Annotated in this window: 26 protein-coding genes; 8 read left to right on the top strand and 18 right to left on the bottom strand. The window is 67.3% G+C overall.

The window, feature by feature from the left end:
* Positions 1-103: 103 nt before the first annotated feature.
* The 5 genes from NO931_RS16290 to NO931_RS16270 all read right to left on the bottom strand — a co-directional run bounded on the left by NO931_RS16290 (position 104) and on the right by NO931_RS16270 (position 3,457).
* A complete protein-coding gene (locus NO931_RS16290; protein ID WP_256393414.1) occupies positions 104-1,354 on the bottom strand; it encodes a cysteine desulfurase in 1,251 nt (416 codons plus the stop codon).
* A gap of 86 nt (positions 1,355-1,440) precedes the next feature.
* The gene (locus NO931_RS16285; protein WP_256393413.1) at positions 1,441-2,244 is read right to left on the bottom strand and encodes a sensor domain-containing protein; all 804 of its coding nucleotides are present in this window, start codon (positions 2,242-2,244) and stop codon (positions 1,441-1,443) included.
* A gap of 175 nt (positions 2,245-2,419) precedes the next feature.
* Positions 2,420-2,749: a DUF7521 family protein gene (locus NO931_RS16280; protein ID WP_256393412.1), complete on the bottom strand. Its 330-nt coding sequence runs from the start codon at positions 2,747-2,749 to the stop codon at positions 2,420-2,422.
* A gap of 43 nt (positions 2,750-2,792) precedes the next feature.
* Positions 2,793-3,110, bottom strand: coding sequence for a hypothetical protein (locus NO931_RS16275; RefSeq protein WP_256393411.1), 318 nt, complete (start codon positions 3,108-3,110; stop codon positions 2,793-2,795).
* Between the two features lie 5 nt (positions 3,111-3,115).
* Positions 3,116-3,457, bottom strand: coding sequence for a winged helix-turn-helix domain-containing protein (locus tag NO931_RS16270; protein ID WP_256393410.1), 342 nt, complete (start codon positions 3,455-3,457; stop codon positions 3,116-3,118).
* A gap of 102 nt (positions 3,458-3,559) precedes the next feature.
* On the opposite strand from NO931_RS16270, the gene NO931_RS16265 reads away from it, so the two are divergent.
* The 3 genes from NO931_RS16265 to NO931_RS16255 are packed head-to-tail and all read left to right on the top strand — an operon-like array spanning position 3,560 to position 5,743.
* Entirely contained in the window at positions 3,560-4,525 is a 966-nt protein-coding gene (locus tag NO931_RS16265; RefSeq protein WP_256393503.1) for an ABC transporter ATP-binding protein, read from the top strand.
* Positions 4,522-5,418 carry an ABC transporter permease subunit gene (locus tag NO931_RS16260; protein ID WP_256393409.1) on the top strand — a complete coding sequence of 299 codons (897 nt, stop codon included), beginning with the start codon at positions 4,522-4,524 and terminating at the stop codon, positions 5,416-5,418. Before NO931_RS16265 ends, NO931_RS16260 begins: the two co-directional genes overlap by 4 nt.
* A gap of 55 nt (positions 5,419-5,473) precedes the next feature.
* Positions 5,474-5,743, top strand: coding sequence for a hypothetical protein (locus NO931_RS16255; protein ID WP_256393408.1), 270 nt, complete (start codon positions 5,474-5,476; stop codon positions 5,741-5,743).
* Between the two features lie 7 nt (positions 5,744-5,750).
* Here the strand turns inward: NO931_RS16255 and NO931_RS16250 are convergent, their stop codons facing one another.
* Positions 5,751-6,044 carry a DUF424 domain-containing protein gene (locus NO931_RS16250; protein ID WP_256393407.1) on the bottom strand — a complete coding sequence of 98 codons (294 nt, stop codon included), beginning with the start codon at positions 6,042-6,044 and terminating at the stop codon, positions 5,751-5,753.
* Positions 6,041-6,781 (bottom strand): tetratricopeptide repeat protein, encoded by a 741-nt coding sequence (locus NO931_RS16245; RefSeq protein WP_256393406.1) that lies wholly within the window; start codon positions 6,779-6,781, stop codon positions 6,041-6,043. Before NO931_RS16245 ends, NO931_RS16250 begins: the two co-directional genes overlap by 4 nt.
* 343 nt (positions 6,782-7,124) lie before the next feature.
* On the opposite strand from NO931_RS16245, the gene thpR reads away from it, so the two are divergent.
* Positions 7,125-7,685, top strand: a complete 561-nt coding sequence (thpR, locus tag NO931_RS16240; protein ID WP_256393405.1) for an RNA 2',3'-cyclic phosphodiesterase — start codon at positions 7,125-7,127, stop codon at positions 7,683-7,685.
* 27 nt (positions 7,686-7,712) lie between these two features.
* Here thpR and NO931_RS16235 read toward each other — a convergent pair whose 3' ends face one another.
* Positions 7,713-8,375 (bottom strand): DUF6517 family protein, encoded by a 663-nt coding sequence (locus NO931_RS16235; RefSeq protein WP_256393404.1) that lies wholly within the window; start codon positions 8,373-8,375, stop codon positions 7,713-7,715.
* Positions 8,376-8,609: 234 nt separating this feature from the next.
* Between NO931_RS16235 and NO931_RS16230 the strand changes: the two genes are divergently transcribed.
* Entirely contained in the window at positions 8,610-9,605 is a 996-nt protein-coding gene (locus NO931_RS16230) for a radical SAM protein (protein WP_256393403.1), read from the top strand.
* Positions 9,606-9,728: 123 nt separating this feature from the next.
* Here the strand turns inward: NO931_RS16230 and NO931_RS16225 are convergent, their stop codons facing one another.
* From NO931_RS16225 to NO931_RS16210, 4 genes are all read right to left on the bottom strand, one after another.
* The gene (locus NO931_RS16225; protein ID WP_256393402.1) at positions 9,729-10,334 is read right to left on the bottom strand and encodes a DUF7411 family protein; all 606 of its coding nucleotides are present in this window, start codon (positions 10,332-10,334) and stop codon (positions 9,729-9,731) included.
* A gap of 1 nt (position 10,335) precedes the next feature.
* Entirely contained in the window at positions 10,336-10,686 is a 351-nt protein-coding gene (locus NO931_RS16220; protein ID WP_256393401.1) for a DNA-binding protein, read from the bottom strand.
* A 171-nt stretch (positions 10,687-10,857) separates the two neighbouring features.
* Positions 10,858-11,313: a 30S ribosomal protein S19e gene (locus NO931_RS16215; RefSeq protein ID WP_256393400.1), complete on the bottom strand. Its 456-nt coding sequence runs from the start codon at positions 11,311-11,313 to the stop codon at positions 10,858-10,860.
* 81 nt (positions 11,314-11,394) lie between these two features.
* Positions 11,395-12,372, bottom strand: a complete 978-nt coding sequence (locus NO931_RS16210; RefSeq protein WP_256393399.1) for an oxidoreductase — start codon at positions 12,370-12,372, stop codon at positions 11,395-11,397.
* 115 nt (positions 12,373-12,487) lie between these two features.
* Between NO931_RS16210 and thiL the strand changes: the two genes are divergently transcribed.
* Positions 12,488-13,366, top strand: coding sequence for a thiamine-phosphate kinase (gene thiL / locus NO931_RS16205; protein WP_256393398.1), 879 nt, complete (start codon positions 12,488-12,490; stop codon positions 13,364-13,366).
* 44 nt (positions 13,367-13,410) lie between these two features.
* Here the strand turns inward: thiL and NO931_RS16200 are convergent, their stop codons facing one another.
* The 3 genes from NO931_RS16200 to NO931_RS16190 form a co-directional block, all read right to left on the bottom strand.
* Positions 13,411-13,833, bottom strand: coding sequence for a hypothetical protein (locus NO931_RS16200; protein WP_256393397.1), 423 nt, complete (start codon positions 13,831-13,833; stop codon positions 13,411-13,413).
* A 70-nt stretch (positions 13,834-13,903) separates the two neighbouring features.
* The gene (locus tag NO931_RS16195; protein WP_256393396.1) at positions 13,904-15,010 is read right to left on the bottom strand and encodes a site-2 protease family protein; all 1,107 of its coding nucleotides are present in this window, start codon (positions 15,008-15,010) and stop codon (positions 13,904-13,906) included.
* Between the two features lie 202 nt (positions 15,011-15,212).
* Positions 15,213-15,473, bottom strand: coding sequence for a DUF7123 family protein (locus NO931_RS16190; protein ID WP_256393395.1), 261 nt, complete (start codon positions 15,471-15,473; stop codon positions 15,213-15,215).
* Positions 15,474-15,963: 490 nt separating this feature from the next.
* Between NO931_RS16190 and pyrH the strand changes: the two genes are divergently transcribed.
* Positions 15,964-16,689, top strand: a complete 726-nt coding sequence (gene pyrH / locus NO931_RS16185; protein ID WP_256393394.1) for a UMP kinase — start codon at positions 15,964-15,966, stop codon at positions 16,687-16,689.
* A complete protein-coding gene (lysS, locus tag NO931_RS16180; RefSeq protein ID WP_256393393.1) occupies positions 16,686-18,431 on the top strand; it encodes a lysine--tRNA ligase in 1,746 nt (581 codons plus the stop codon). Before pyrH ends, lysS begins: the two co-directional genes overlap by 4 nt.
* Positions 18,432-18,471: 40 nt before the next feature.
* Here lysS and NO931_RS16175 read toward each other — a convergent pair whose 3' ends face one another.
* The 3 genes from NO931_RS16175 to NO931_RS16165 are packed head-to-tail and all read right to left on the bottom strand — an operon-like array spanning position 18,472 to position 21,665.
* On the bottom strand, positions 18,472-20,010 hold the full coding sequence (locus NO931_RS16175; protein ID WP_256393392.1) for a flippase: 1,539 nt from the start codon (positions 20,008-20,010) through the stop codon (positions 18,472-18,474).
* 3 nt (positions 20,011-20,013) lie between these two features.
* A complete protein-coding gene (locus NO931_RS16170) occupies positions 20,014-20,625 on the bottom strand; it encodes a class I SAM-dependent methyltransferase (protein WP_256393391.1) in 612 nt (203 codons plus the stop codon).
* Positions 20,622-21,665 (bottom strand): glycosyltransferase family 4 protein, encoded by a 1,044-nt coding sequence (locus NO931_RS16165; RefSeq protein WP_256393390.1) that lies wholly within the window; start codon positions 21,663-21,665, stop codon positions 20,622-20,624. Before NO931_RS16165 ends, NO931_RS16170 begins: the two co-directional genes overlap by 4 nt.
* Between the last annotated feature and the right edge of the window lie 15 nt (positions 21,666-21,680).

Genomic DNA, 21,680 nt, shown 5'->3' with positions numbered 1-21,680 from the left:
GAGAGAGTTCTACGAGAAGAGTTCCCGGGCGTCACCGAAGCGACTTCGTCGCTTCGAGCCCTCGCTCACTGCGGTCGCGAGGACGTCCCTCCGCGAGAGAACTCTACGAGAAGAGCTCCCGGGCGTCGTCGATGGCGTCGACCAGCACGTCGATCTCCTCGCGGGTGTTGTAGACGTAGAACGACGCTCGCGCGGAGGCGGCGACGCCCAGCTTGTCGTGGAGCGGCTGCGTGCAGTGGTCGCCCGCCCGGATCGCCACCGCCGAGTCGTTCATGATCGAGGCCAGGTCGTGGGCGTGGACGCTGTCGAGATTAAACGAGACGAGCCCGCCGCGGTCGGGGCCCGGTTCGGGGCCGTAGATCTCGATGTCGTCGAACTCGGAGAGCCGGTCGTAGGCGTACTCGGCGAGCTGTTCCTCGTGTTTGCGGACGTTCTCCATCCCGAGCTCGTCGAGGTAGTCTGCGGCTTCCGCCATCGCGATGCCTTCGGCGATCAGGGGCGTGCCGGCCTCGTACTTCCAGGGGAGCTCGTTCCAAGTCGCGTCCTCGTAGGTGACTTTCGTGATCATGTCGCCGCCGTAGAGGAACGGCTCCATGTCTTCGAGGATCTCTTTCTTGCCGTAGAGGCCGCCGATCCCGGTGGGTCCGGCCATCTTGTGGCCCGAGAACGCGTAGAAGTCGGCGTCGATCGCCTCGACGTCGACCGGGCGCGTCGGGACGGCCTGGGCGCCGTCGACGAAAATGTAGGCGTCGTTGTCGTGGGCCAGTTCGGCGAGGTCGGCGACCGGGTTCACGGTGCCCAGCGTGTTCGAGACGTGGACGGCGCCGACCATCTGCGCGTCCTCGTCGATCAGCTCGGCAGCGTGGTCCATGTCAAGCCGGCCGTCCTCGTCGACGCGGATGTACTCAACGTCGGCGCCGGTGCGCTTGGCGATCTGCTGCCAGGTGACCAGCGAGGCGTGGTGCTCCATCTCCGTGAGCACGACCGTGTCGCCGGGACCGAGCTCGTTGAGTCCCCAGGCGTACGCGACGAGGTTGATGCTCTCGGTGGTGTTTTTGGTGAAGATCATCTCCTCGCGGCCGCCCGAGGCGCCGACGAACTCCGCCAGTCGGTCGTGGGCCTCCTCGTAGGCGATCGAGGCCTCCTGGCTGAGATGATGGATCCCCCGGTGGACGTTGGCGTTGTAGCCGCGGTAGTAGTCGCCGAAGACGTCGATGACCTGGTTCGGCGTCTGGGTCGTCGCGGCGTTGTCCAGATAGACGACCTGGACGTCGTCGCCGACCCGCCGCTGGAGGATCGGGAAGTCCTCGCGGATACGCTCGACGTCGAGCGGCGCGGACTGTGTCGTTTCCATTACCTGTAGGGAGGGACTGCAGGCAAAACACTCCTTCGGTCCGACGGGACGCTACCGCGTCGCACGCCTGGAAGATCGGAGGCGAGCTATCGATCCTGCCCGGTTCGACCGTCCGCCTGCCGGGCCCGCCACTCCGCCAGCAGCGACGGCGGCGTCCGGCGGAGCATCAGCTCGGAGTACCGGGCGCAGAGCCACGCCAGCGCGTTGAACAGGTGCAACACGACCAGTGCCACGAGCACGCCCACCGCCGAAATCAGCAGGGCGCCCCAGACCGTGTCGGCGAGCGTCGAGATCACCTCGCCGGCCTGAATCGTCGCATCGAACGGCATCGCGAGCCCGACCGTCCAGCCGTCGTGCTGGTAGATGATGTCGGGTATCTCGACGTGGATCGGACGACCGAAGTGGATCCCCACGTTCTCGTTCCCGTAGTGCAGCGGCGCGAGCAGCAGCGTCAGCGCGAACGACGCGCCGGTGACCAGGGCGACGAACGCGCCGATGCCGATCGCGAACTTGCTGAACAGGAATACGATACCCTTCCAGGTGCCGAGGTTCAGCAGGAATCCTTTGGCCCACTCGACGGGCCCCTCGGTCGGTTCGGCCTCGTCGGCTGGGATGTCGGCGTCCAGCAACACCTCCGCGAGCGTGCGCTCGACGGCGGCGATCTGGCTCGCGACGAACACGACGACCAGCAGGATCGGCAGCCCGACCAGCAGGATCAGCAGACTGGCGCCGACCGAGAAGCCGACGACCAGGAACACGAAGTACGCGATTCCGAGCGGGAACGCGAACGCGAGGTAGGCCAGGTTCGCGTACGTCCGAGCGCGCAGCGGGACGCCGAAGAACCACCGCGCGGCGCGGGCGGCGGTCCAGTCGCTCGTCGCTTCGCTCACCGTCGATCCCTCCGTTCGTTCATGTTCGTGGCCTCCGTTCGTCCGGGCTCGTCCAGCGCGTCGCCTGTCGCTGGTCGTCGGAACGGTTCGTATTCGGCTTCGAAATCATCCGCCATAAATATTGTTGCGTTGATGGTTTCGCAGCTTGCCGATCGTTCGCATGCTCGGGAGTTGGTCATCGGCCGGGCCTCCGCAGCGAGTACGCGATCGCCGTCAGTCCGACGAGGTTGCAGGCGGTGATCACCAGCACGACCGCCCCGTCCGACGCCGGCGTCAGCCATTCGACGCCGTAGGACAGGACGAACGGGATCGCCGTCACGAACGCGACACCGACCGCCAGGTACAGCATCGGGCTGCTCTCGTTGCGAGCGTAGCCGCGGTACGCCAGCGCCGCGACGAACGCGCCGAGCGCAGCGCTGACCAGCCCCATCAGGAAGATGGTGCCGGCGTCGCCGAGCCCCAGTACGGCGATCGCCCGGGGCGGCGCTGTCAGCGACGCTATCACGCCGTCCCCCTCGCGTCCGTCGTCTCGCCGTCTGTCGTCTCTATCATGGTCTCCCGTAGATCGCGTACAGTATCGCCGTCAGCCCGAGCACCTCGCCGATCAGCGCGACGCCTCTGACCGTGACGGCGGGCGCCGACGTGAACGTCGGCAGCAGGACCCGCGCCGCGGTCGGCGCGGCGCCGAGCAGCGCGACGCCGACGGCCAGCCACAGCAGCGCCGGCGCTCGGGATGCGCGGTAGCCTGACGCGGCGCGGTAGGCGATCCAGCACGCCAGCGCGAACGTGATCGCCTGTCCGATCAGCACCGCCGCCGCTACCGGCACCGATCCGCCCGTCGCCGACTGGAGTAGCAGGGCCGGCATGGGTATCAGAGCTCCTCGTACAGCCGGGTGAACCGATCGGCGGCGTTCTCGTCGGACCTGTCGACGCGGACGTCCATCTCGCCGTCCGAGAGCTCGACGGAGACCCGTTCGAGCCGCGCCCGGTAGGTCTTGTAGTGGTGGCCGTCGGGATCGAGCTCCTGCTCGGCCTCGACCAGGTCGTGCTCGTCGAGCCGGTCGATCCGGCGGTACACCGTCGGGGGCGAGGCGTCGCAGCGCTCGGTGAGCGCGTCTGCGGACATCGGTTCCTTGCTGGTCTCGATGAGGATCGCTCGCGCGTACTCGTCGTCGAGCAGCGAGAGCAGCTCCGCGTCCTCATCGTCAGTCATTCGACCGTTTGTTGCACGACGTGATATAAAAGACCCCGCAGTTTCAGAGCGAGAAAATGCCGCACCGGAGTTAATGTAATCGAGGTGCAAGCCGAAGTCGAGATGACTGCAATCGAGACGGACGGCCTCACCAAGCGGTTCGGCGACGTGGTGGCCGTCGACGACGTGGACTTGCAGGTCGAGGAGGGAGAAGTGTTCGGCTTCCTGGGCCCGAACGGTGCCGGGAAGTCGACGACGATCAACATGCTGCTCGACTTCGCGCGGCCGACCGAGGGCTCGGCGACCGTCCTCGGGTACGATGCACAGGACGAAGCCGAGCAGATCCACCGTCGCGTCGGCGTTCTCCCCGAAGGGTTCGACCTCTACGAGCGCCTCTCGGGACGCAAGCACGTCGCTTTCGCGATGAAGACGAAAGACGTCGACGGCGACCCCGACGCGATCCTCCGGCGCGTCGGCCTGAGCGACGAGGACGCCCGGCGGCCCGCCGGCGACTACTCGAAGGGGATGCGCCAGCGCCTCGCGTTCGGGATGGCGCTGGTCGGCGACCCGGACCTGCTGATCATGGACGAGCCGTCCAGCGGTCTCGACCCGACCGGCATCAACGAGATGCAGGAACTCGTCCGCGAGGAGACCGAGCGCGGGACGACGGTGTTTTTCTCCAGCCACATCCTCGAACACGTCGAGGAGATCTGCGATCGCGTCGGGATCATGAACCGCGGCGCGCTCGTCGCCGTCGGAACGCTCGACGAGCTCCACGATCGGATCGGCGGCGACGCCACGCTCGAACTCGATCTCGACGACGTGCCCCAGCGCGCGGTCGATGACCTCCCGGCGATCGACGGCGTCACCGGCGCCGAGCGCAGCGATGGTACAGTCGTCGTGCGCTGTGCCGCCCCGACGGCGAAGGCCGAGGCGATCAACCGAGTCGAGGCCGCCGGCGCGACGGTGCTGGACATCCGGGTCGAGGATCGGTCGATCGACGAGCTGTTCGAGCACTTGACTGGTGCCGGCGAGCCGACGTCCGAAACAGTTGACGGCGATGCGCTCGAAACGGAGGTGCCCGCATGAACCTCGCCGCGGTCGCCCAGAAGGACTTCGAGGACGCCGCCCGCTCGAAGATGCTCTGGTCGCTGACGAGCCTTCTCGTCCTGCTCATCGGCATCTTCTACGTCGCCGCCTGGTACTTCGCCGACGACCCCGGTGCGGTCCAACTCGTTCAGGGGCTCGCGCTGCCGATGCAAGTGATCGTTCCCCTCGCCGCCCTGATCGCGGGGTACATGTCGATCGTCGGCGAGCGCCGGTCGGGCAGTATCAAGGTCCTGCTCGGCCTGCCACCGACCCGCAGCGACGTCGTGTTCGGGAAGTTGGTCGGTCGCAGCGGCGTCGTCGCCACGGCGGTCCTGACGGCGTTCGTCGTCGCCACCGTCCTGAGCGGCCTGTTGATCGGCGGCGTCCCGCTCGCCGAGCTCGGCGGCCTGCTGCTGGCCTCGATCCTGCTCGGGCTGGCGTTCGTCGGCATCGCCGTCGGCGTCTCCGCGGCGGTGTCCTCTCGGGGGCGGGCGATGGCCGCCGTCGTCGGCACGTACCTGCTGTTTCTGGGCTTCTGGGACGTCCTGATCGGCGGGCTCTACCGGCTCGTCACGGGCGCGTTCCCGCCGTCGCCGATCGTCCCGCAGAACCCCGTCGAGCCGTGGGCGCTACTCCTCCAGCGACTCAACCCGATGGAGGCCTACGGCATCGTCGCGAGCGCCCTCGTCGACACGCAGGTCTTCCCGCTGACGCTGCAGTTCCCGATCGGGATCAACCCGACGATGAACCCGGACGTCGCGACGGCCGATCTGGTGACCGGCGAACTCCCGTTCTACCTGAACGACTGGTTCGCCGGGGTCGTGCTGCTGGCGTGGTTCGTCGTCCCCGTCGTGCTGGGGTACGTGCGGTTCCGCGGCGTGGATCTCGGGTAGTCCGAGCGGCCGATCTCGCCCGGACCGTTAAGGGCGACCGCCTCCTGAATCGGGTATGGTCACGAAGCGCTCGATCGGCGCGAGCCTGCTGTTGCTCGGGCTGGCGTTCGTCGGCATCTTTCACGCGATCCTCGCGATCGCGTTCGACAGCGGGCTGTTCTACATCGGCGTCGTGATCGCGGCGCTGTCACTGCTGGGTATCGTGCTCGTGAACATCCCGGCCGACGAGTCGTCGCCGGACGAGACGGAGAATTCGGCTGCTGCGACGACTGACGCGGACGAACCCGTCGCAAACGGGCGCGGCGGCGACGAAGATCTCCAGTAAGAACCGATCAGGCCATCCGGAGGACCTGAGCGTGCAGCGTAGAGCCGACTTCGAGGACGTTGGCCTCCTCGACGAACCCGTGTTCGATCGCGAGTTCGACCGATTCGGTGCCGACGATGTTCGCGACGGTCGCTCGGGCGAGGCTGTCGACGACGTCCGATTCCTCGACCTCCTCGCCGCCGTAGAACTCCTCGGAGACGGTCAGCGACACGTCGCCGCTCTCGTAGGTTTCGCCGAGCGCGTCCCGGTCGCAGACCGCGACGAGTAGCCCTTCCTCGGTCTCGCGCTCGTTGACGATCACTCTATCAGCTCCTGTTCGGCCTCTTCGCGAAGCTCCTCGGCCTCCTCGACGATCTCCTCGGCCTCGTCGTACTTACCGAGCTCTTCGAGCGCGCGGGCCTTCTCCTCGAGGATGTTCGAGTTGCGAAGCCCCAGTCGGATCGCGTTGTCGAAGCAGTTCAGCGCGTCCTCGGCGAGCCCTCGCTCCAGCAGGAAGAAGCCGCGGTTGTACCAGCCCTGCGCGAAGCGGCTGTCGATCTCGACGGCGCGCTCGGAGTGGTCCAGCGCCTGCTCGGTGCGGCCCGCCTCCCAGAGCGCGTACGCGAGGTTCGTCTCGGCCGTCGCGGCGTGGTCGCTGTCCTCGTCGATCGACAGCGCCTCGCGGTGGGCGCCGATCGCGGCGTCCCACTCCTCTAACTCGGCGTGAGCCACGCCCTTGTTCACCCACGCCTCCTGTTCGACACGCTCGTCGTCGGCGTGACGAGCGGTCCGCTCGAACGTCTCGGTGGCCTGTTCGTAGCGGTTGATGCTCATGTAGTTGAGCCCGACGTCGATCAGCGCGTCGGCGTCGATCGCGTCGTCCTGGATCGCGGACTCGTTCAGCATGTCCGGGATCGCTCGGGAGTCGACGGGGTCGACCTGGTCGGGGTCGACCTCCAGCTCGGGCGGGTCGAGATCGAAGGCGTCGTGGGCGTCGCCGAACCCTTGTCCCTCGGAGAACTGGTGCTCCTCGGGCGGCTCGTCGTCGGAGTTAGTCATGCCCAGCGATACGACTGCGCGAGTGTTAAGGCCTGCGTTGGCGGCCGCGCCGTGGGGTCCGTCGGAGCGGGTGCGGCGTCACGACGACGCCATCGCTGGGAGCGCATTTCGGCGAACAGGCGACGCGAACGAGGACCGAAGCGGGGCGTCGCGCTCGTCGCGGATCGAGGTCGGCAATCCGCTCGGGGCCGCGCGTGGTAGCGCGGCCGCGTCGAAGCCGCTTCGGGCGCAACTCAGCGCACGTCGGCGCTCGCCGCCGGATCGCACTTGAACCTGTGGCGGGGGTGTCGGCGGACATCGATCGCGGCGTCACCGTTATTCGTCGCGGCGCCGACCGACCGCTATGAGCAGACGACTGTTCGTCAGCGTCGATCTACCGGACGATCTCGCCGAGGAGGTCGCCGCTGTGCAGGAGCGCTTCGAGGACGCGAGCGGGCTGAACTTCACCGATCCCGAGCAGGCCCACGTCACGCTGAAATTCCTCGGCGACGTCGCCGACAATCGCGTCGGAGCGGTCGCGGACGCCGTCGGCGAGGCGGTCGCGGACGCCGACGTCGAGCCGTTCACCGCGCGGTACGAGGGTCTCGGCGTCTTCCCCTCGATGGAGTACATCAGCGTCCTCTGGCTCGGCGTCGTCGAGGGTGGTGACGAGTTGACGCGCCTCCACGAAGCGATCGAGGAGCGCACGACGGCGATGGGGTTCGAGCCCGAGGGACACGAGTTCACGCCCCACGTCACGCTCGCGCGGATGGAACACGCGGGCGGCAAGGAACTGGTCCAGCGCGGCGTCCGCGAGTGGACCGCATCCGCCGGGGAAGCGACCGTCGAGGACGTGCGATTGACCGAGAGCGAGTTGACGAGTGACGGACCCGTCTACTCGACTGTCGAGCGATTCCCGCTCTGAGCGGTCGGCCCGCCTTACGGGCCGTCGTCAGTGCTCGACGCCGCCGAACAGCGTTTCGACGTTCTCGGCTTCGCCGTCGGTCAGCGGCGAGTAGTCGGGGTAGGCGCCGATGCAGACGACGAAATCCTCGCCGTGCTCGATCGGGTTCGTGACGTGCAGCGAGAGGTCGACGGTCTGGCCCGTGCCGGCGAACGTCGCCTCGCCCTCGTACTGGCCGACCGTCTCCTGGTTGCCGAGAATGTTCGTGCTGTACTCGCCGACGCCGGTGACGCTTTCGAGTCCCTCGTAGCTATCCTGAACTAGCGTCACGAGATCGCGATGGTCCCTGTCGCCGACGGGGTTGAACGTCTTGTTCGCGATCTCGACTTGCGGCGTCGAGAAGGCGACGAACTTCGCCCCGCGGAAGCTATCGAGCCCCCCGACCTCGACGGCGCGGTCGTACTCGGCCTGCCAGTTGGATGCGACGACAGTCCGCTCCTGGCCGCCGGCCTCGAAGGTCCGCTCGATTTCGACTTTCTCGACCGTGTTCTCCTCGTACCCGGTGTCGTCGCGCGCGCTCTGGGAGACCGTCGCCTTGCTGGCCGACACTTCCAGCGCGTCGTTTCCGAGGATGAATCCGACACAACCCGCGAGCGAACCGGCGAGCGCCGTCCCGGAGGCCGCGAGGAACCGGCGACGATTTCGTGACATGGACCAGAGGAGTAGTGGCCGGTATGTATATTCTGTGGCTTCGAATCGCGAGAGTCACGCCGCGTCGCCGCCGAATTTGATCGATCCGATTACATTTTCGAACGAACGGTCAGGATAGCCGACACGCGCCGTCCCGACGCCCGTGCCGTACTGGGCGATCGCCGCGCCCCGTCGGGTCGATCGCACCGGCTTTCGCACGCTTTTTGCGTCCTCGGCGTCAACACCGTTCAACGAATGATTTCGAAGGGCTGCGAGCAGTGCGCCAACGGGGGAAAGATGGTGCTGTTCGTCTACGGCTACTGCGACCAGCGCGACTGCTTTTACTGCCCGCTCGGCGAGAACCGCAAGAACGTCACGGACGTGTACGCCAACGAGCGCAAGGTCGAATCCGACGAGGACGTGATCCAGGAGGCCGAGCGGATGGACGCGCTGGGCACCTCGATCACCGGCGGAGAACCCCAGGAGGCGCTGGACCGGACCTGCCACTATCTCGAACTGCTGAAAGACGAGTACGGCGAGGACCACCACACCCACCTCTACACCGGCATCACCGGCGGGCGCGAGAACATGCGCCGCCTCTCGGAGGCCGGCCTCGACGAGATCCGATTCCACCCGCCGTTCGAGCAGTGGGGCGACCTCCACGGCACCGAGTGGGAAGAGATTCTCTACATCGCCCGCGAGGAAGGTCTCACCCCTGCCTTCGAGATCCCCGGCATTCGCGCCGAGGAGGAGTTCCTCGAATTCCTCGACGAGGGCGCCGCCGACTTCTGTAACATCAACGAGTTCGAGATGAGCGACGGTAACTACCGCCGGATGCAGGAGGAAGGCTTCGAGCTCAAGGAGGGCCACATGAGCGCCGTCGAGGGCTCGCGCGACGAGATTCTCGACGTGATGGGCGACCACGAGAAGGTATACTTCTGTACGAGCGTGTTCAAGGACGCCGCTCAGCATCGCCGCCGCCTCAAGCGTATGGCCCGGAATATCCGACGGGAGTTCGACGACGTCACCGACGACGGGACGATCGTCTACGGCAAGACCTGGGTCACGGAGCGACGTCTCGACGAGCTGGGCGTCCCCGAGGAGTTCTACACCGTCAAGTCCGACCACGTCGAACTGGCCTGGTGGCTCTTGGAGGAGATGGTCGAAGACGGCGACGTGCCCGAGGGCGAGATCGTCGAGCAGTATCCGACCGTCGACGGCACTGTGGTCGAGCGGACGCCGCTGGCGTAGAAACGAGAAGTACTACCGCGAGCGAACCTGGTGAGCGAGCGGCTTTTTGGCCGAGCTTTTTGCCGCGAGTGGTGGCGAGCGAAGCGAGCGCACCCGAGCGGGAAAAAGGTCGTAGTGTCGTCTTTACTCGTCGCCCGCCGTCCGCACGTCGGTCACGTACGTCTGTTCGTGGTCGGGGAACACCTCGCCAATCGCGTCCGGACCCTGTTCCTCGGCCAGTAGCGCTCGGAGTTCGGCTTCGTAATCCGAGCGGGGAATCTCCTCGCTCGGACCGACAGTCACGTCGAACGTCGCGTCGACGAGCCGATCGACGGCGCCGCGGCCGAACCCCGACAGCGGCGCGATGTAGTCGACGCCGCGGCGGTCTTCGAGGCTCTGGGCTTGCGCCCGAGACACCGAGGGGACCCGGTCGTCACGACGGGTGCCGTCGGCGACCGCCTCGAACTCCATGTCGGCGACGGTTTCGAGAGCGTGCATGTGGACCGACTGGATGGCGTTGCGGGGGTAGCCGTCCTCGATCAGCTGTTCGACCGCCTCCGCGGCCACGTCGGTGTCGAGTTCGACGCGCTCGAACTCGTAGTTCAGTCGCTCGGCGGTCGCTCTGGCGTGTTCCCAGTCGTCGGTGACGCCGAAATGGGCGGTGACGAGCGTCACGTCGTAGAACTCGTCGAGAAGCAACGCCGCGAGCGTCGAATCCTTCCCGCCGCTGTAGAGCAGCCCGAGCCGCATCTCAGCGCCGGCTGATGTTGAAGCTCTGGGAGTCGGGCTTGAGTTCCCGGAGGAGGTCCTTCATTTGGTCCTCGTCGATCTGGCCCTGAACGCGGCCGCTCTGGGCCAGCGCGATCACCTGACGCTCGACCTGCTCGCCGAAGTCGGGCTTCGACATCTTGACCGTGTTTAGCCGCTTGCGGGCGCCGTCGGTGAGGTTCTGTCGGAGGAGCGCTTTCTTTTGGGCGTCGGCCTGCTCTTGGCGAGCTTGCTGGGCTTCTTGGGCACCCTCGCCGCCCTGCTGTTCTTTGAGCTGTTCCATCTTCTTCTGTCGGATCTCCTCGATCTCGTCGTCGTCAGGGCTAGGGCTCATACTACTCGTCTATTGATTCGCTGGCGGGAAAATCATTACGGACGCTGATGGGACGACTGACCGGTCATCGACGCCGTGACGGCGGGGTGACGCCGCCGGTTAGTTGCTAGCCGACGGTCGCGGCGCTCGGGCTGGTCGAGAACGCGAGAGAAAGGCGCGGTGTGACGCCGGTCAGGCGTACTTCTCGAGTTCGGGCCGGTCGAGATCCTCGAGGACCTCCTCGGCCGTCTCGTCGAGCAGGCTCTGGCCCTCGGGAGTGACGCGGCGGCCCTCGCCTTCGGCGGTCTGGATCAGGTCCTCCTCCTCGAGCTGCTGGAGGATCGTCCGGATGATCTTCTTGCTGCCGTCGACGCGCTTGTCGGGGGCGACGCGGTAGCGGTTCGAGCCGTTCTTCGAGCCGCCGTACTGCGTCGAGAGGCGCTCGACGCCGACGGGGCCGTCGACGGCGACCTTGCGGAGCAGGCTGGCGGCGCGGGTCTCCCAGAAGTCGTCCTGTTCGGGGGGCAGTTCGGCCTCGACGCCGGTGGCGGCGAACTCGGCCCAGTCGGGTTCCTCGATGCTGTCGGCGAGGTCCTCCGCGAGCGCGTCGATGAGCGCTTCCGCGGGAACGTCGTAGAGCGTCGTCATAGGATTCCGTTCCCCGCCGCGGCATTTAAGACCATCGTATCCGGTTCGTCCGCGGCCCGCTCCGGCGGCGTGCCCGGCCGCTCACGACGTCGACGCGGGTCGTTCGAGGTCGTAGGTGACGCCGGTGAGCTCCTCGGAGGCCGCCCACAACTCGGCAGCCAGGTCGCGGTCGTAGGACAGTTCGCTGGAGCGCTGGCGCTCGGGGGCGCCCCGCATGTTCATGAAGCCGCCGGGGCCGACGTACTCGCCGCCCTGCACGTCGTCGGCGGTCGCGGCGTACAGCATCGGCAGGGCGCCGTCGTCGGCGCTCTGGGCCAGCAGTCGGTTGGCGGTTTTCTGGATCCAGAGCTTGACCGTCGAGCCCGACATCTCCGCCCCGCGGGTCTGTAAGTTCGTCGCGGCGTAGCCGGGGTGACACGCCACGCTCACCACGTCGTCGCCGGTCGCGTCGAGCCGGCGGTCGAGCTCGTAGGCGAAGAGGACGTTCGCGAGCTTGCTGCGGCCGTAGGCCGCCCACTGATCGTAGTCCTCGGGCGGGCCGTCCTGCTGGGCCTGTCGCCGTACGCGCTCGACGTCGATCTCGCCGCGCTCGTGGAGCCCGCTGCTCTGGGTGACGATCCGGGACTGGCCGTCGGCGTCGCGCAGCGAGTGCAGCAGGTAGCCCGTCAGCGCGAAGTGACCGAGGTGGTTGACGCCGAACTGGCGCTCGATCCCGTCGGCGGTTTCCCGGTAGGGAATCGCCATCACGCCCGCGTTGTTACAGAGCACGTCGAGCCCGTCGTGTCGATCCCGGAACTTCTCGGCGAACGCCCGGATCGACGATCGATCGCCGAGGTCGCACTCCACGACCGACAGCGACGCCGCCGGGACCGACGCTTCGAGGTCGGCTCTGGCGTCCTCGCCGCGGTCGGCGCTCCGGCAGGCCATCACGACGTGAGCGCCCTTGCGCGCAAACTCGCGGGTCGCCGCGAACCCGAGCCCGCTGTTGGCGCCCGTCACGACGACGGTGTCGCCCGAGAGGTCGGGCATCCGCTCGCTCGTCCACGTATCGTCCGACATTGATCGTAGGTAAGTAGCCCACCGGGTAAACCGTACGGGTTCGTTCATTGCCGGGCAAGAGAGTACTGTCGGCCGATCGGGCGGTTTTTGCCCCACCCGTCCGAACTCCGCGACAATGGACGAGCGCGAGGCGCTGGCGATGCTGGCGTCGGAGCTGGACGGCGCCGGCGACGACGCCGCCGTGATCGGGGAGCAGGTGATCACGACCGACATGCTCCACGAGGCGACGGACTTTCCGGAGGGAACCACTCGCTACACGGCGGGCTGGCGGGCGGTCGGCGCGTCGCTGTCGGACGTGGCCGCGATGGGGGCCCGGGCGACCGCCGCCGTCGCGGCGTACGGCGCTCCCGACCTCGACAGCGAGGAGATACGAGCGTTCGTCGCGGGCGCGAGCGACGTCTGCGAGGCGGTCGACGCGGCCTACGTCGGCGGCGATCTGGACGGTCACGGGGAGTTCACTGTCGCGACGACCGCGTTGGGGGACGCCGACGAGCCGGTGCTGCGCTCGGGCGCCGACCCCGGCGACGCGGTCTGTGTTACGGGGACGCTGGGCCGCAGCGCCGCCGCGCTCGAACTGTTCGACAACGGCCGGATCGAGCGCGCGAACGACCTCTTCCGGTTCGAGCCCCGCGTTGCGGCCGGTCGCGCGCTGGCCGGTGACGCGACCGCGATGATGGATTCGAGCGACGGCCTCGCGCGATCGCTCCACCAGCTCGCCGAAGCCAGCGACTGCGGCGTCGGGATCGAGAGCGACGCCGTGCCGATCCACGACGCCGTCGTCGAGGTCGCTACGGACGCCACCGAGCGCCGCGAACTGGGGCTGTTCTTCGGCGAGGACTTCGAGCTCGTCGTCACTGTCCCCGAGGATCGGCTGGACGCCGCCGTCGAGCGCTGTCCGACGCCGCTGACCCGGATCGGGCACGTCACCGACGGCGGCGTCGAACTAGACGGCGAACCGCTACCGGATCGCGGATTCACGCACGGCGAGGAGTAGGGTAGAGGTGTTCCGTTGTCGGTTGTGATTGCCTTCGGACAGCGTTAGCTCGGGCTCGCGTTGCGGTCTCGGTAGGTGGCGTACGCGTAGGCCGCGGGGATCGCGACGAGAACTGCGGGCGTGGCGAACGCGACCTGCGAGAACGGGTCCGGCGGCGTGACGAGCGCGCCGACGATGAACACCACGACGATCCCGACGACCGTTGCGTTCAGGGTTCGATCGAAGCGCGACGGCGGCTCGCTTCGCGGGCCGATTCGCTCCCGATAATACAGGTAAATGATCGGAACGAACTGAAAGCCGACGACGCTCGCGATCGCCCAGCCGAGCGGATTCGTACTGCCTCTGAGAGCGGCGTCCCGGTACACCCAGTACCCGGCTGCAAGAATCAGCCCGAGGATCAGCACGACCCAGACGCCGATAAACAACTGAATTTTTACGGGCGCGCCGGCGAGAGCGTCGACTGGCATACGGGCTTGTTTTCCGACATCGTTCAAATACTTTCTCACGAAAGAAACGTCGCTTGCGTCGGCCGATTTCTCAGCCGATCATCTCGATCGGGACCGGCGTGAAACACAGTCCCGCGAGGACGAACGTGACGACGCCGAGGGCGAACCGCTTGCGGTCCAGCGGCGAGTCGTCGATCGGCCGGACGGCGCCGACCAGCGTCATGAACAGCGCGATCGCACCCCAGAGGAACCAGATGCCGACGCTGTTGAGCGAGACGCCGTCGAAGAAGTGGAGGTAGCCGCCGAGCGCGATCAGCGCGCCGGGGACGGCCGCGGCGAGGGTCTCTTGGTACTCGCCGAACATCGCCCGGGAGACGTGCCCGCCGTCTAACTGGCCGACGGGGATCATGTTGAGGAACGTGATGAACATCCCGAGCCAGCCGCCGACGACGACGGGGTGGAACGACGAGCGACCTGCGTGACCCGTCAGGGCGGCGATGGCGTCCAGCAGCGGCGGGTGGTTCAGGCGGAGTACGACCGACTCGCCGCCGCGCGCAGCGGGTTCGACCGTCGTCACGGGATCCAACTGGAGCCCCACGACGGTGACGACGACCGTCGCGACCAGTCCCGCGAGCGGCCCGGCGACGCCGATGTCGAACAGCGCCTTCCGGTCGGGCATCCGCCCTTTCATCTTGATCACGGCGCCCATCGTGCCGAACAGCGTCGGGACCGGGATGAAGTAGGGCAGCGACGCGCGCACGCCGTGGTACCGGCTCATGACGTAGTGACCCATCTCGTGGACGCCGAACACGCCCAGCACGGCGGCCGCGAACGGCCACGCCCGCAGGACCGCGAGCGGGTCGCTCGTCAGGTCGATCCGGTACCACGCCGCGCCGACCAGCAGCGTCGACACCGCCGTCGCGAGAAACAGCGCCACGTTTGTCCACGGTACGCCCGACGACTCGCTGTCGGACGGTTCGGCGACGAGCACCGTCTCGCCGCTCTCGCGCACGAACTGGAGATCGTAGCCGGCCGACTGGAACGCCGGCCAGAGCTCCTCGACCACGCGCTGGCGCGGGACCAGCGGCGTCCCGTAGTACTCGATGCGATCGTCGTCCGCGCGCACCTCGTAGACGTAGAAGATTTCGGCGAACGCCTCCGTCGGCGGCCCCCGATCGTCCCACTCCGGCTCGGACATCTACGACACGCTAGTCCGGCCATCGTTAAAGAGGCCACGCACGCGGCATTTCGGCGACGCGGACCTGACGCTGTCGATCGGGTGACGGTTCGTCGTGAAAAACGGGTCGCCGCCGCGGCGAGGGGGACCTGCCGTAGCGCGAGGCGGCATCGCCGCGGCCTGTACGCGCTGTATCGGGTAACCGATTCAGGGTAACGTCGGCTTACGCGGGCTCGACGCGCCAGGTCGTCGCGCTCGTGTACGACCACTTCTCGATTTCGAGATCGGTGCAGGACTCGCTCAGCTTGACCATCAGCGCGCCGATTTCCTTGGGGGAGAGGTCGACCTCGTCGGCGATGAACTTGCTCTTGAAGTAGAGTTCGCCGTCGGTCGCCTTCTCGGCGAGGAAGCCGCGGAGGCGCTGTTCCTTGCTCTCGGTCGTGGGCTGCTCGGCGTCCGTGGAGGGTTGTGATGTGGCGCTCATTGAAACCACCTGTTCAGTTCTATCCGGGGATATCTGTTATAAAGAGAGGATGCTTCGGTCGGTTTCGACTGCGTTCACCGGTCGTGGTAGTTTTTCGAGACGTTTCACGCCCCTTCGAGGACGTTTCACGGATGATTCTAAGGACATTAGAAATTTTATAACGTCTGTAGGATCTTTCTCATCGAAGTGGTGTCGGCCATCGCCGTCAGTATCGTGTCACATACTGTCACGGCGAGAATGCGGTAGTTTTGGCCGCATTCTGTCTCGTCGAGCGAGGGTCCCGCCGCGGCGCGCGGTCGGTGGGGTAGGAGCAGGTTACTCTCCCGCCGGTCAGATCAGCTTCTCACCCGGTCGACGAGAGCGGTTCCGTTCCCCCTTCGCTCCACCCGATACGGTCCGACATACCGCAGTGTCGGGGCCCCGCCCGGAGAACGCGCGCAGCCGCGAGTTGACAACCCTTAAGAGCGCAACCGGGTTACGACGGGGTAGCATGAAAGTCGTCGTTTCTATCGGCGGAAGCGTGCTCGCTCCGGATCTGGGGGCCGAACGGATCCGCGAGCACGCGGCCGTCATCGAGCAGCTCGTCGCGGACGGCTGCACCGTCGGCGTCGTCGTCGGCGGCGGCAGCGTCGCGCGGAAGTATATCGGCACGGCGCGGGAGCTGGGCGCCAACGAGATGAACCTCGACGAGATCGGTATCGACGTGACCCGGCTGAACGCCCGGTTGCTGATCTCGGCGCTCGGCGAGATGGCCAACCCCTCGCCCGCGGAAGACTACGAGGAAGCCGGCGCGGCGCTCAAGCGCGGCGACGTCTGCGTGATGGGCGGCGTCGCTCCGGCCCAGACCACCGACGCCGTCGGCGCGGCCCTCGCGGAGTACGTCAACGCAGACTTGCTGGTGTACGCCACGAGCGTCCCCGGCGTGTTCAGTGACGACCCCAACGAGACCGACGACGCGACGAAATACGACCAGCTGTCGGCGACCGACCTCGTCGACGTGATCGCCGGCATCGAGATGAACGCCGGCAGCTCCGCGCCCGTCGACTTGCTGGCCGCAAAGGTGATCCAGCGCTCGGGCATGCGCACGGTGGTACTCGACGGTACCGAGCCCGACCGCATCCTCGACGCGGTGAAGTACGGCGACCACGAGGGCACCGACGTGATTCCGGAGGGCGCCGACGACGAGCCGACCTACTGGGCCGACGGCGAGCTATGAGCTCCGAGGGCGACGCGAACGAAGCGGGGGGAACCGCGGCCGCGGACGAGTCCGCAGATGACCGACCGGACCACGGCGTCCCGCCGGAGCACGACCCCTACGTCCTCCGCGAGAGCGACGCCGACGAGGGGGTCGGCGACCGGTACGTTTTCTGGGCCGATCGGGTGGCCGACGAGATCGAAACCGGGGAACCGGACGAACCGATCGTCATCAAGGGCGGCATCTCGCCGTCGGGCATCCCGCATCTCGGCAACGCCAACGAGATCGTGCTTGGCTACTTCGTCGCCGAGGTGCTTCGCGAGCGCGGCCGCGAGGTACAGCAGGTATTCACCACCGACGACCGCGACCCGCTCCGGAAGCTCCCCCGGAAGCTCGCGGATCTGGACGGGGAGATCGTCGATCTGGGCGACGTGAACGCCGGCGCGTTGGGGAAGAACCTCGGGCGCCCCTACACCGACATTCCAGATCCCTTCGGCTGCTGTGACTCCTACGGCGAGCACTTCTCGACGCTGATCGCCGGCATCGCCGAGCAGCTCGACGTTCCGATGGACGTCGTCTCGAACACCGACCTCTACGAGCGCGGCGAGCTCGACGACACCGTCGCCGACCTGCTCGCGGACGCGGATCGCGCCCGCGAGGTGCTCTCGGAGTATCAGGACAAGGTCGACGAGGATTACTACCCGTTCAACCCGATCTGCGAGGACTGCGGCAAGATCACCGAGACGGTGACCGGCGTCGACGTCGAGGCCGGCACCGTCTCGTACCGCTGTACCGACATGGAGGCTGGCGACCGCACCATCGAGGGCTGCGGTCACGAGGGCGAGGTCGGCTTCGGCGGCGGCAAGCTCCCCTGGCGCTTCGAGTGGGTCGCCCAGTGGGACCACCTGGGCGTCGACTTCGAGCCGTTCGGCAAGGACCACGCCGAGGGCTCCTGGCCCAGCGGCGTCGACGTCGCGCTGAACGTGATGGACGTCGAGCCGCCGGTGCCGATGGTCTACGAGTGGTTCACGCTCGACGGCCAGCCGTTCTCCTCCTCGGAGGGCAACGTCGTGCTCGTCTCGGACGTACTGGAACTGATCGAGCCCGAGGTGCTGCGGTACTTCTTCGCGACCGATCCCTCGAAGGCACAGGACTTCTCGATCGAGCGCCTCGACCAGCTCGTCAACGAGTTCGACCGCCTCGAACGCGTCTACTTCGGCGAGATCGACGCCGACGACGCCGAGGCGGCGTTCGCCGAGCGCGTCTATCCGTTCCTGGTCGAGGAAGTCGACGAGGAGCGCGTCCGCATCCCCTACTCCTTCGCCGCGGTGCTAGGGATGACAGACGACCCCGAACTGCGCGAGGAGATCGCCCGCCGCGAGGGTCACATCGACGAGGACACGCCGGAGTGGGCCGTCGAGGAAGCCCTCGCACGGGTCGAGCGCGCACGCGAGTGGGCCCGCAGGACCGACAACGCGTACAACTACGACCTCAAGCGCGACGAGCTGCCCGCGGTCGACTTCGACGAGAACGTCGAGACGGCGCTGGACGAGCTCGCGGACTTCGTCGAGGCCCACGACGACCCCGACGAGATACAGGGCGAGATTTTCGAGACCGCTCGCCGGCACGACGTCGACGTCGGCGACTTCTTCGCCGCCGGCTACCGACTCTTCTTCGATCAGGAGGACGGCCCGAAGCTCGGCCCCTTCCTCGCGAAACTCGACGAGGAGTTCGTGCTGGCGCGGCTGCGACGGGAGCGGTAACCGGCGTTCGAGCGACGGGGCGCGACCGTCCTCGCGACGGTCAGCCGTGTAGTTTTTCGGCGACCTGCTTCAGAGGCCCCAGATCGACGCCGAAGCGCTCCTCGAAGCTCCACAGCAGCATGATCTCTTCGTCCTCGATGCCGCCGAAGCGCAGGATGACGACGCCATACAGCCCGAGGAACACGCCGAACATCGCCACCAGCAGCGGGAGCGTCACCGCGAAGAACGTCGTCGTCACCCAGTAGATCATCCCGACCAGCGCCAGCGCGACGCCGAAGGGCCGGACCATTCCCCGCGTGAACGGCTGGATCCCCGTCTCTCGGTAGAGCTGGTAGGTGTACAGCCCGTTCAGCAGGCCGTAGGAGATCGACGTCGCCACTGCCGCGCCGAAGATGCCGTAGCCCGGCACCAGCGCGAAATTCAGCGCGACGTTCGTCATCGCGACGGCGACGTTGTCGTACATGATCAGCCGCGTCCGGCCGATAGAGGTCAGCGCGTTACCGTTCGGCCCGACGATCGCGTGCGTGAAGAAACCGACCGCCAGCACCGACAGCGCGGCGGCGCCGGGGACGTACTCCGCGCCGAACGTGAGCTTGATCACCATCTCGGGGAACAGCGCGATCACGAGAAACACCGGGAGCGTCGCCAGCAGGATCCACTTCGCGGCGACCTGGTAGGTGCGCCGGATCTCGGCGGTCGCGTCGTCGGCGTCGAGCGACGAGATCGTCGGCATCACGATGAAGCCGAACGCCGAGAGCACGACCGTCAGGAGCTGTGCGAGTCGGTAGACGACGTTGTAGACGCCGACGTCGCCGGTCGAGGCGAAGTAGCCCACGATGAACGTGTCGATGTGAGAGAGCACCTGCAACATCGCCGCGGTGACGACCAGCGGCGCCGAAAAGGCGAGCAACTCCCGCCGCATCGGCACAGGGTCGACGTCGTCGAGGAGCGGGGTGTGACGCGCAAGGTAGTACCCGCCGATCGTCGCGGCGACGACGTACGCGAGGCCGTACGCCCACGCGGCCGCCACCGCGCCCAGTCCCAGCGCGAGCACGCCGGCGATCAGCAGAAAGCGCGTCGTCGGCAGCGCGACGTTCTGGACGACGACTTTCGGGAGCGACCGTTGCATCCCCTGGACGCTCCCGACGGTCAGCCGGACGAGCGCGGCGAACGGCAACGCGACGGCGAACACCCGGATCACCGGTGCGACCGAGGTGTCGCTGAAGATCCGGACGGCGATCGGATCCGCGGCGAGGTAGATCCCGCTCGCCGCGAGCAGGCTGAGCGGGACCGCGATCTGGAAGCCGGACACGAGCACGCCCCGGCGCGACGCCGCATCCTCGTACCGCGGGAGGAACCGGCCGATGCCGCTGTCGAGACCCACCAGCACGATGATCGAGCTGGCGGTCATGATCGTCACGCCGATCGAGACGGCGCCGAACCCGGTCGGGCCGAGGTACCGAGCGATCAGGAGCTGTGCCACAAAGGAGATGCCCAGTTCCAGGATCGTGCCGGCGAAGACGACCCCGGCGCCCTTGAACACCGTGCGGAACCGGTCCGTCGAGCTGTCCTCGCCCACGATTCACCCCCGCTTTCGCATCGTGAACTCCATGAACCCGGTCACGTACGGCAGCTTCACGAGTTCGATCAGCGAGGGGTTCCGGAGCGAGAGCTGCTTGAGAAGCCAGGACGGTGGCCGCGCGAACCACTCGCCGGAGGTCAGGAAGAGTCGGATCTCCCGGCGTTCGAGCGCGAACGAGTGCTCGGCGTCGACTTCGTAGGCCAGCTCGTCCCCGCCGGCGTAGTAGCTCGGCGTCCGCCAGTACCACTCGGACCTGTGGGTCGGGTCGTTCTTCGCGCTGCGGCTGTGGGCCAGGGGCACCTCGACGTGGAACCGACCGCCGGGACGCAGCGTCTCGCACGCTCGGCGGAACACGCCCGGCAGGTCGTCGTGCGGAACGTGTTCGAGAACGTGGTGGGCCTCGATGCGGTCGAACGACTCCGGTTCGATCGGCCACCCCCCAGCGATGTCCGCAACGAGGTCGACCTCCGGCACGTCGGCGATATCCATGTTCACCGCGCCGGGGATCGGGTCGCGTCCGCCGCCGAGTTCCAGGATCCGACGCCCCGCCAGCCGCCGATCGGTCGTCGCGCGGCCGTCGGTCCGGTCCGCGACCGTCTGCTCCCCGGTCATTCGGATCGCGCCCGCGAGCGGTCGGCGATCGGTTCGGCGCTGTCCTCGGCGTCGCCTCGGGACTCGCTGTACAGCACCTCGTCGTACGCGTCGAGGTACGCGTCGGCGGTCTTCCGCCACGAGAACGCCTCGGCGCGGTCGAGGCCGCGGGCTTCGAGTTCTCCCCGGTACTCGCCGTCCATGATCAGCCGCCGGAGCAGGGCGGCGTGCTCGTTGGCGTCCATCGGGTCCTCGACGTACGCGGCGGCGTCGCCACAGACTTCCAGCGGCGACCCTCGCTCGGTCGTGACGACCGCCGTCCCGCAGGCCATCGCCTCGACGAAGGGGAGTCCGAACCCCTCGTACAGCGTCGGGAGATACAGCGCGGCGGCGCGGTTGTAGTACCCGATCAGCTCTTCTTCGGAGACGTAGCCGGTCACCTCGGCGTTGGCCGGCAGCTCGTCGGGGTACTCGCCCCACATCTTCCCGGGGAGGACGAACCGCACGTCTGGCATCTCGGCCATCGTCTCGACGATCGTCGGGACGTTCTTGCGCGGGTTCCGGTTGTTGACGACGACGAGCACGAACGGGTCCTCGATGGCGGTCGGCTCCCGATCGCGGTAGTTCTCGTTGCGCCCGAGCGGGATGACCTGCGTCCGCTCGGCCGGGACGCCGCCGCGCTCGACGGCGAGTTCTCGGGTGTACTCGGTGCTGAAGCCGATGCGCTGCGGGCGCCGCGACGTCACCCGAAAGATCGCCCGCATCAGCGCGAAGATGCGGTGGTCGGGGCGGGCCAGCAGTTCGCGCCGCGAGCGCCACCAGTGATACCCGCCGTGCTGGGTGACGACCATCGGCTTCGAGGACCACCAGACGCCGAGGTCGCGCCGCCGGAACGGGATCGTGTTGAGGTGGACGAGATCGGCGTCCCGCCACTCCCGGACTTCGGTCGCGTTGTCGTCGCGCAGCACTCGCTCTTTGATCTGCTCGATGCAGTACAGCCCGCTGCTCTGGCTGTCGTAGTGCGTGTCGAACCAGAGCTTCGTCGGTCGGCTGAGCGTCATCTCGAACCACCCGAT

This window comes from Natronoarchaeum rubrum, from assembly GCF_024494695.1.
This window is presented reverse-complemented; position numbering and strand designations above follow the sequence as displayed.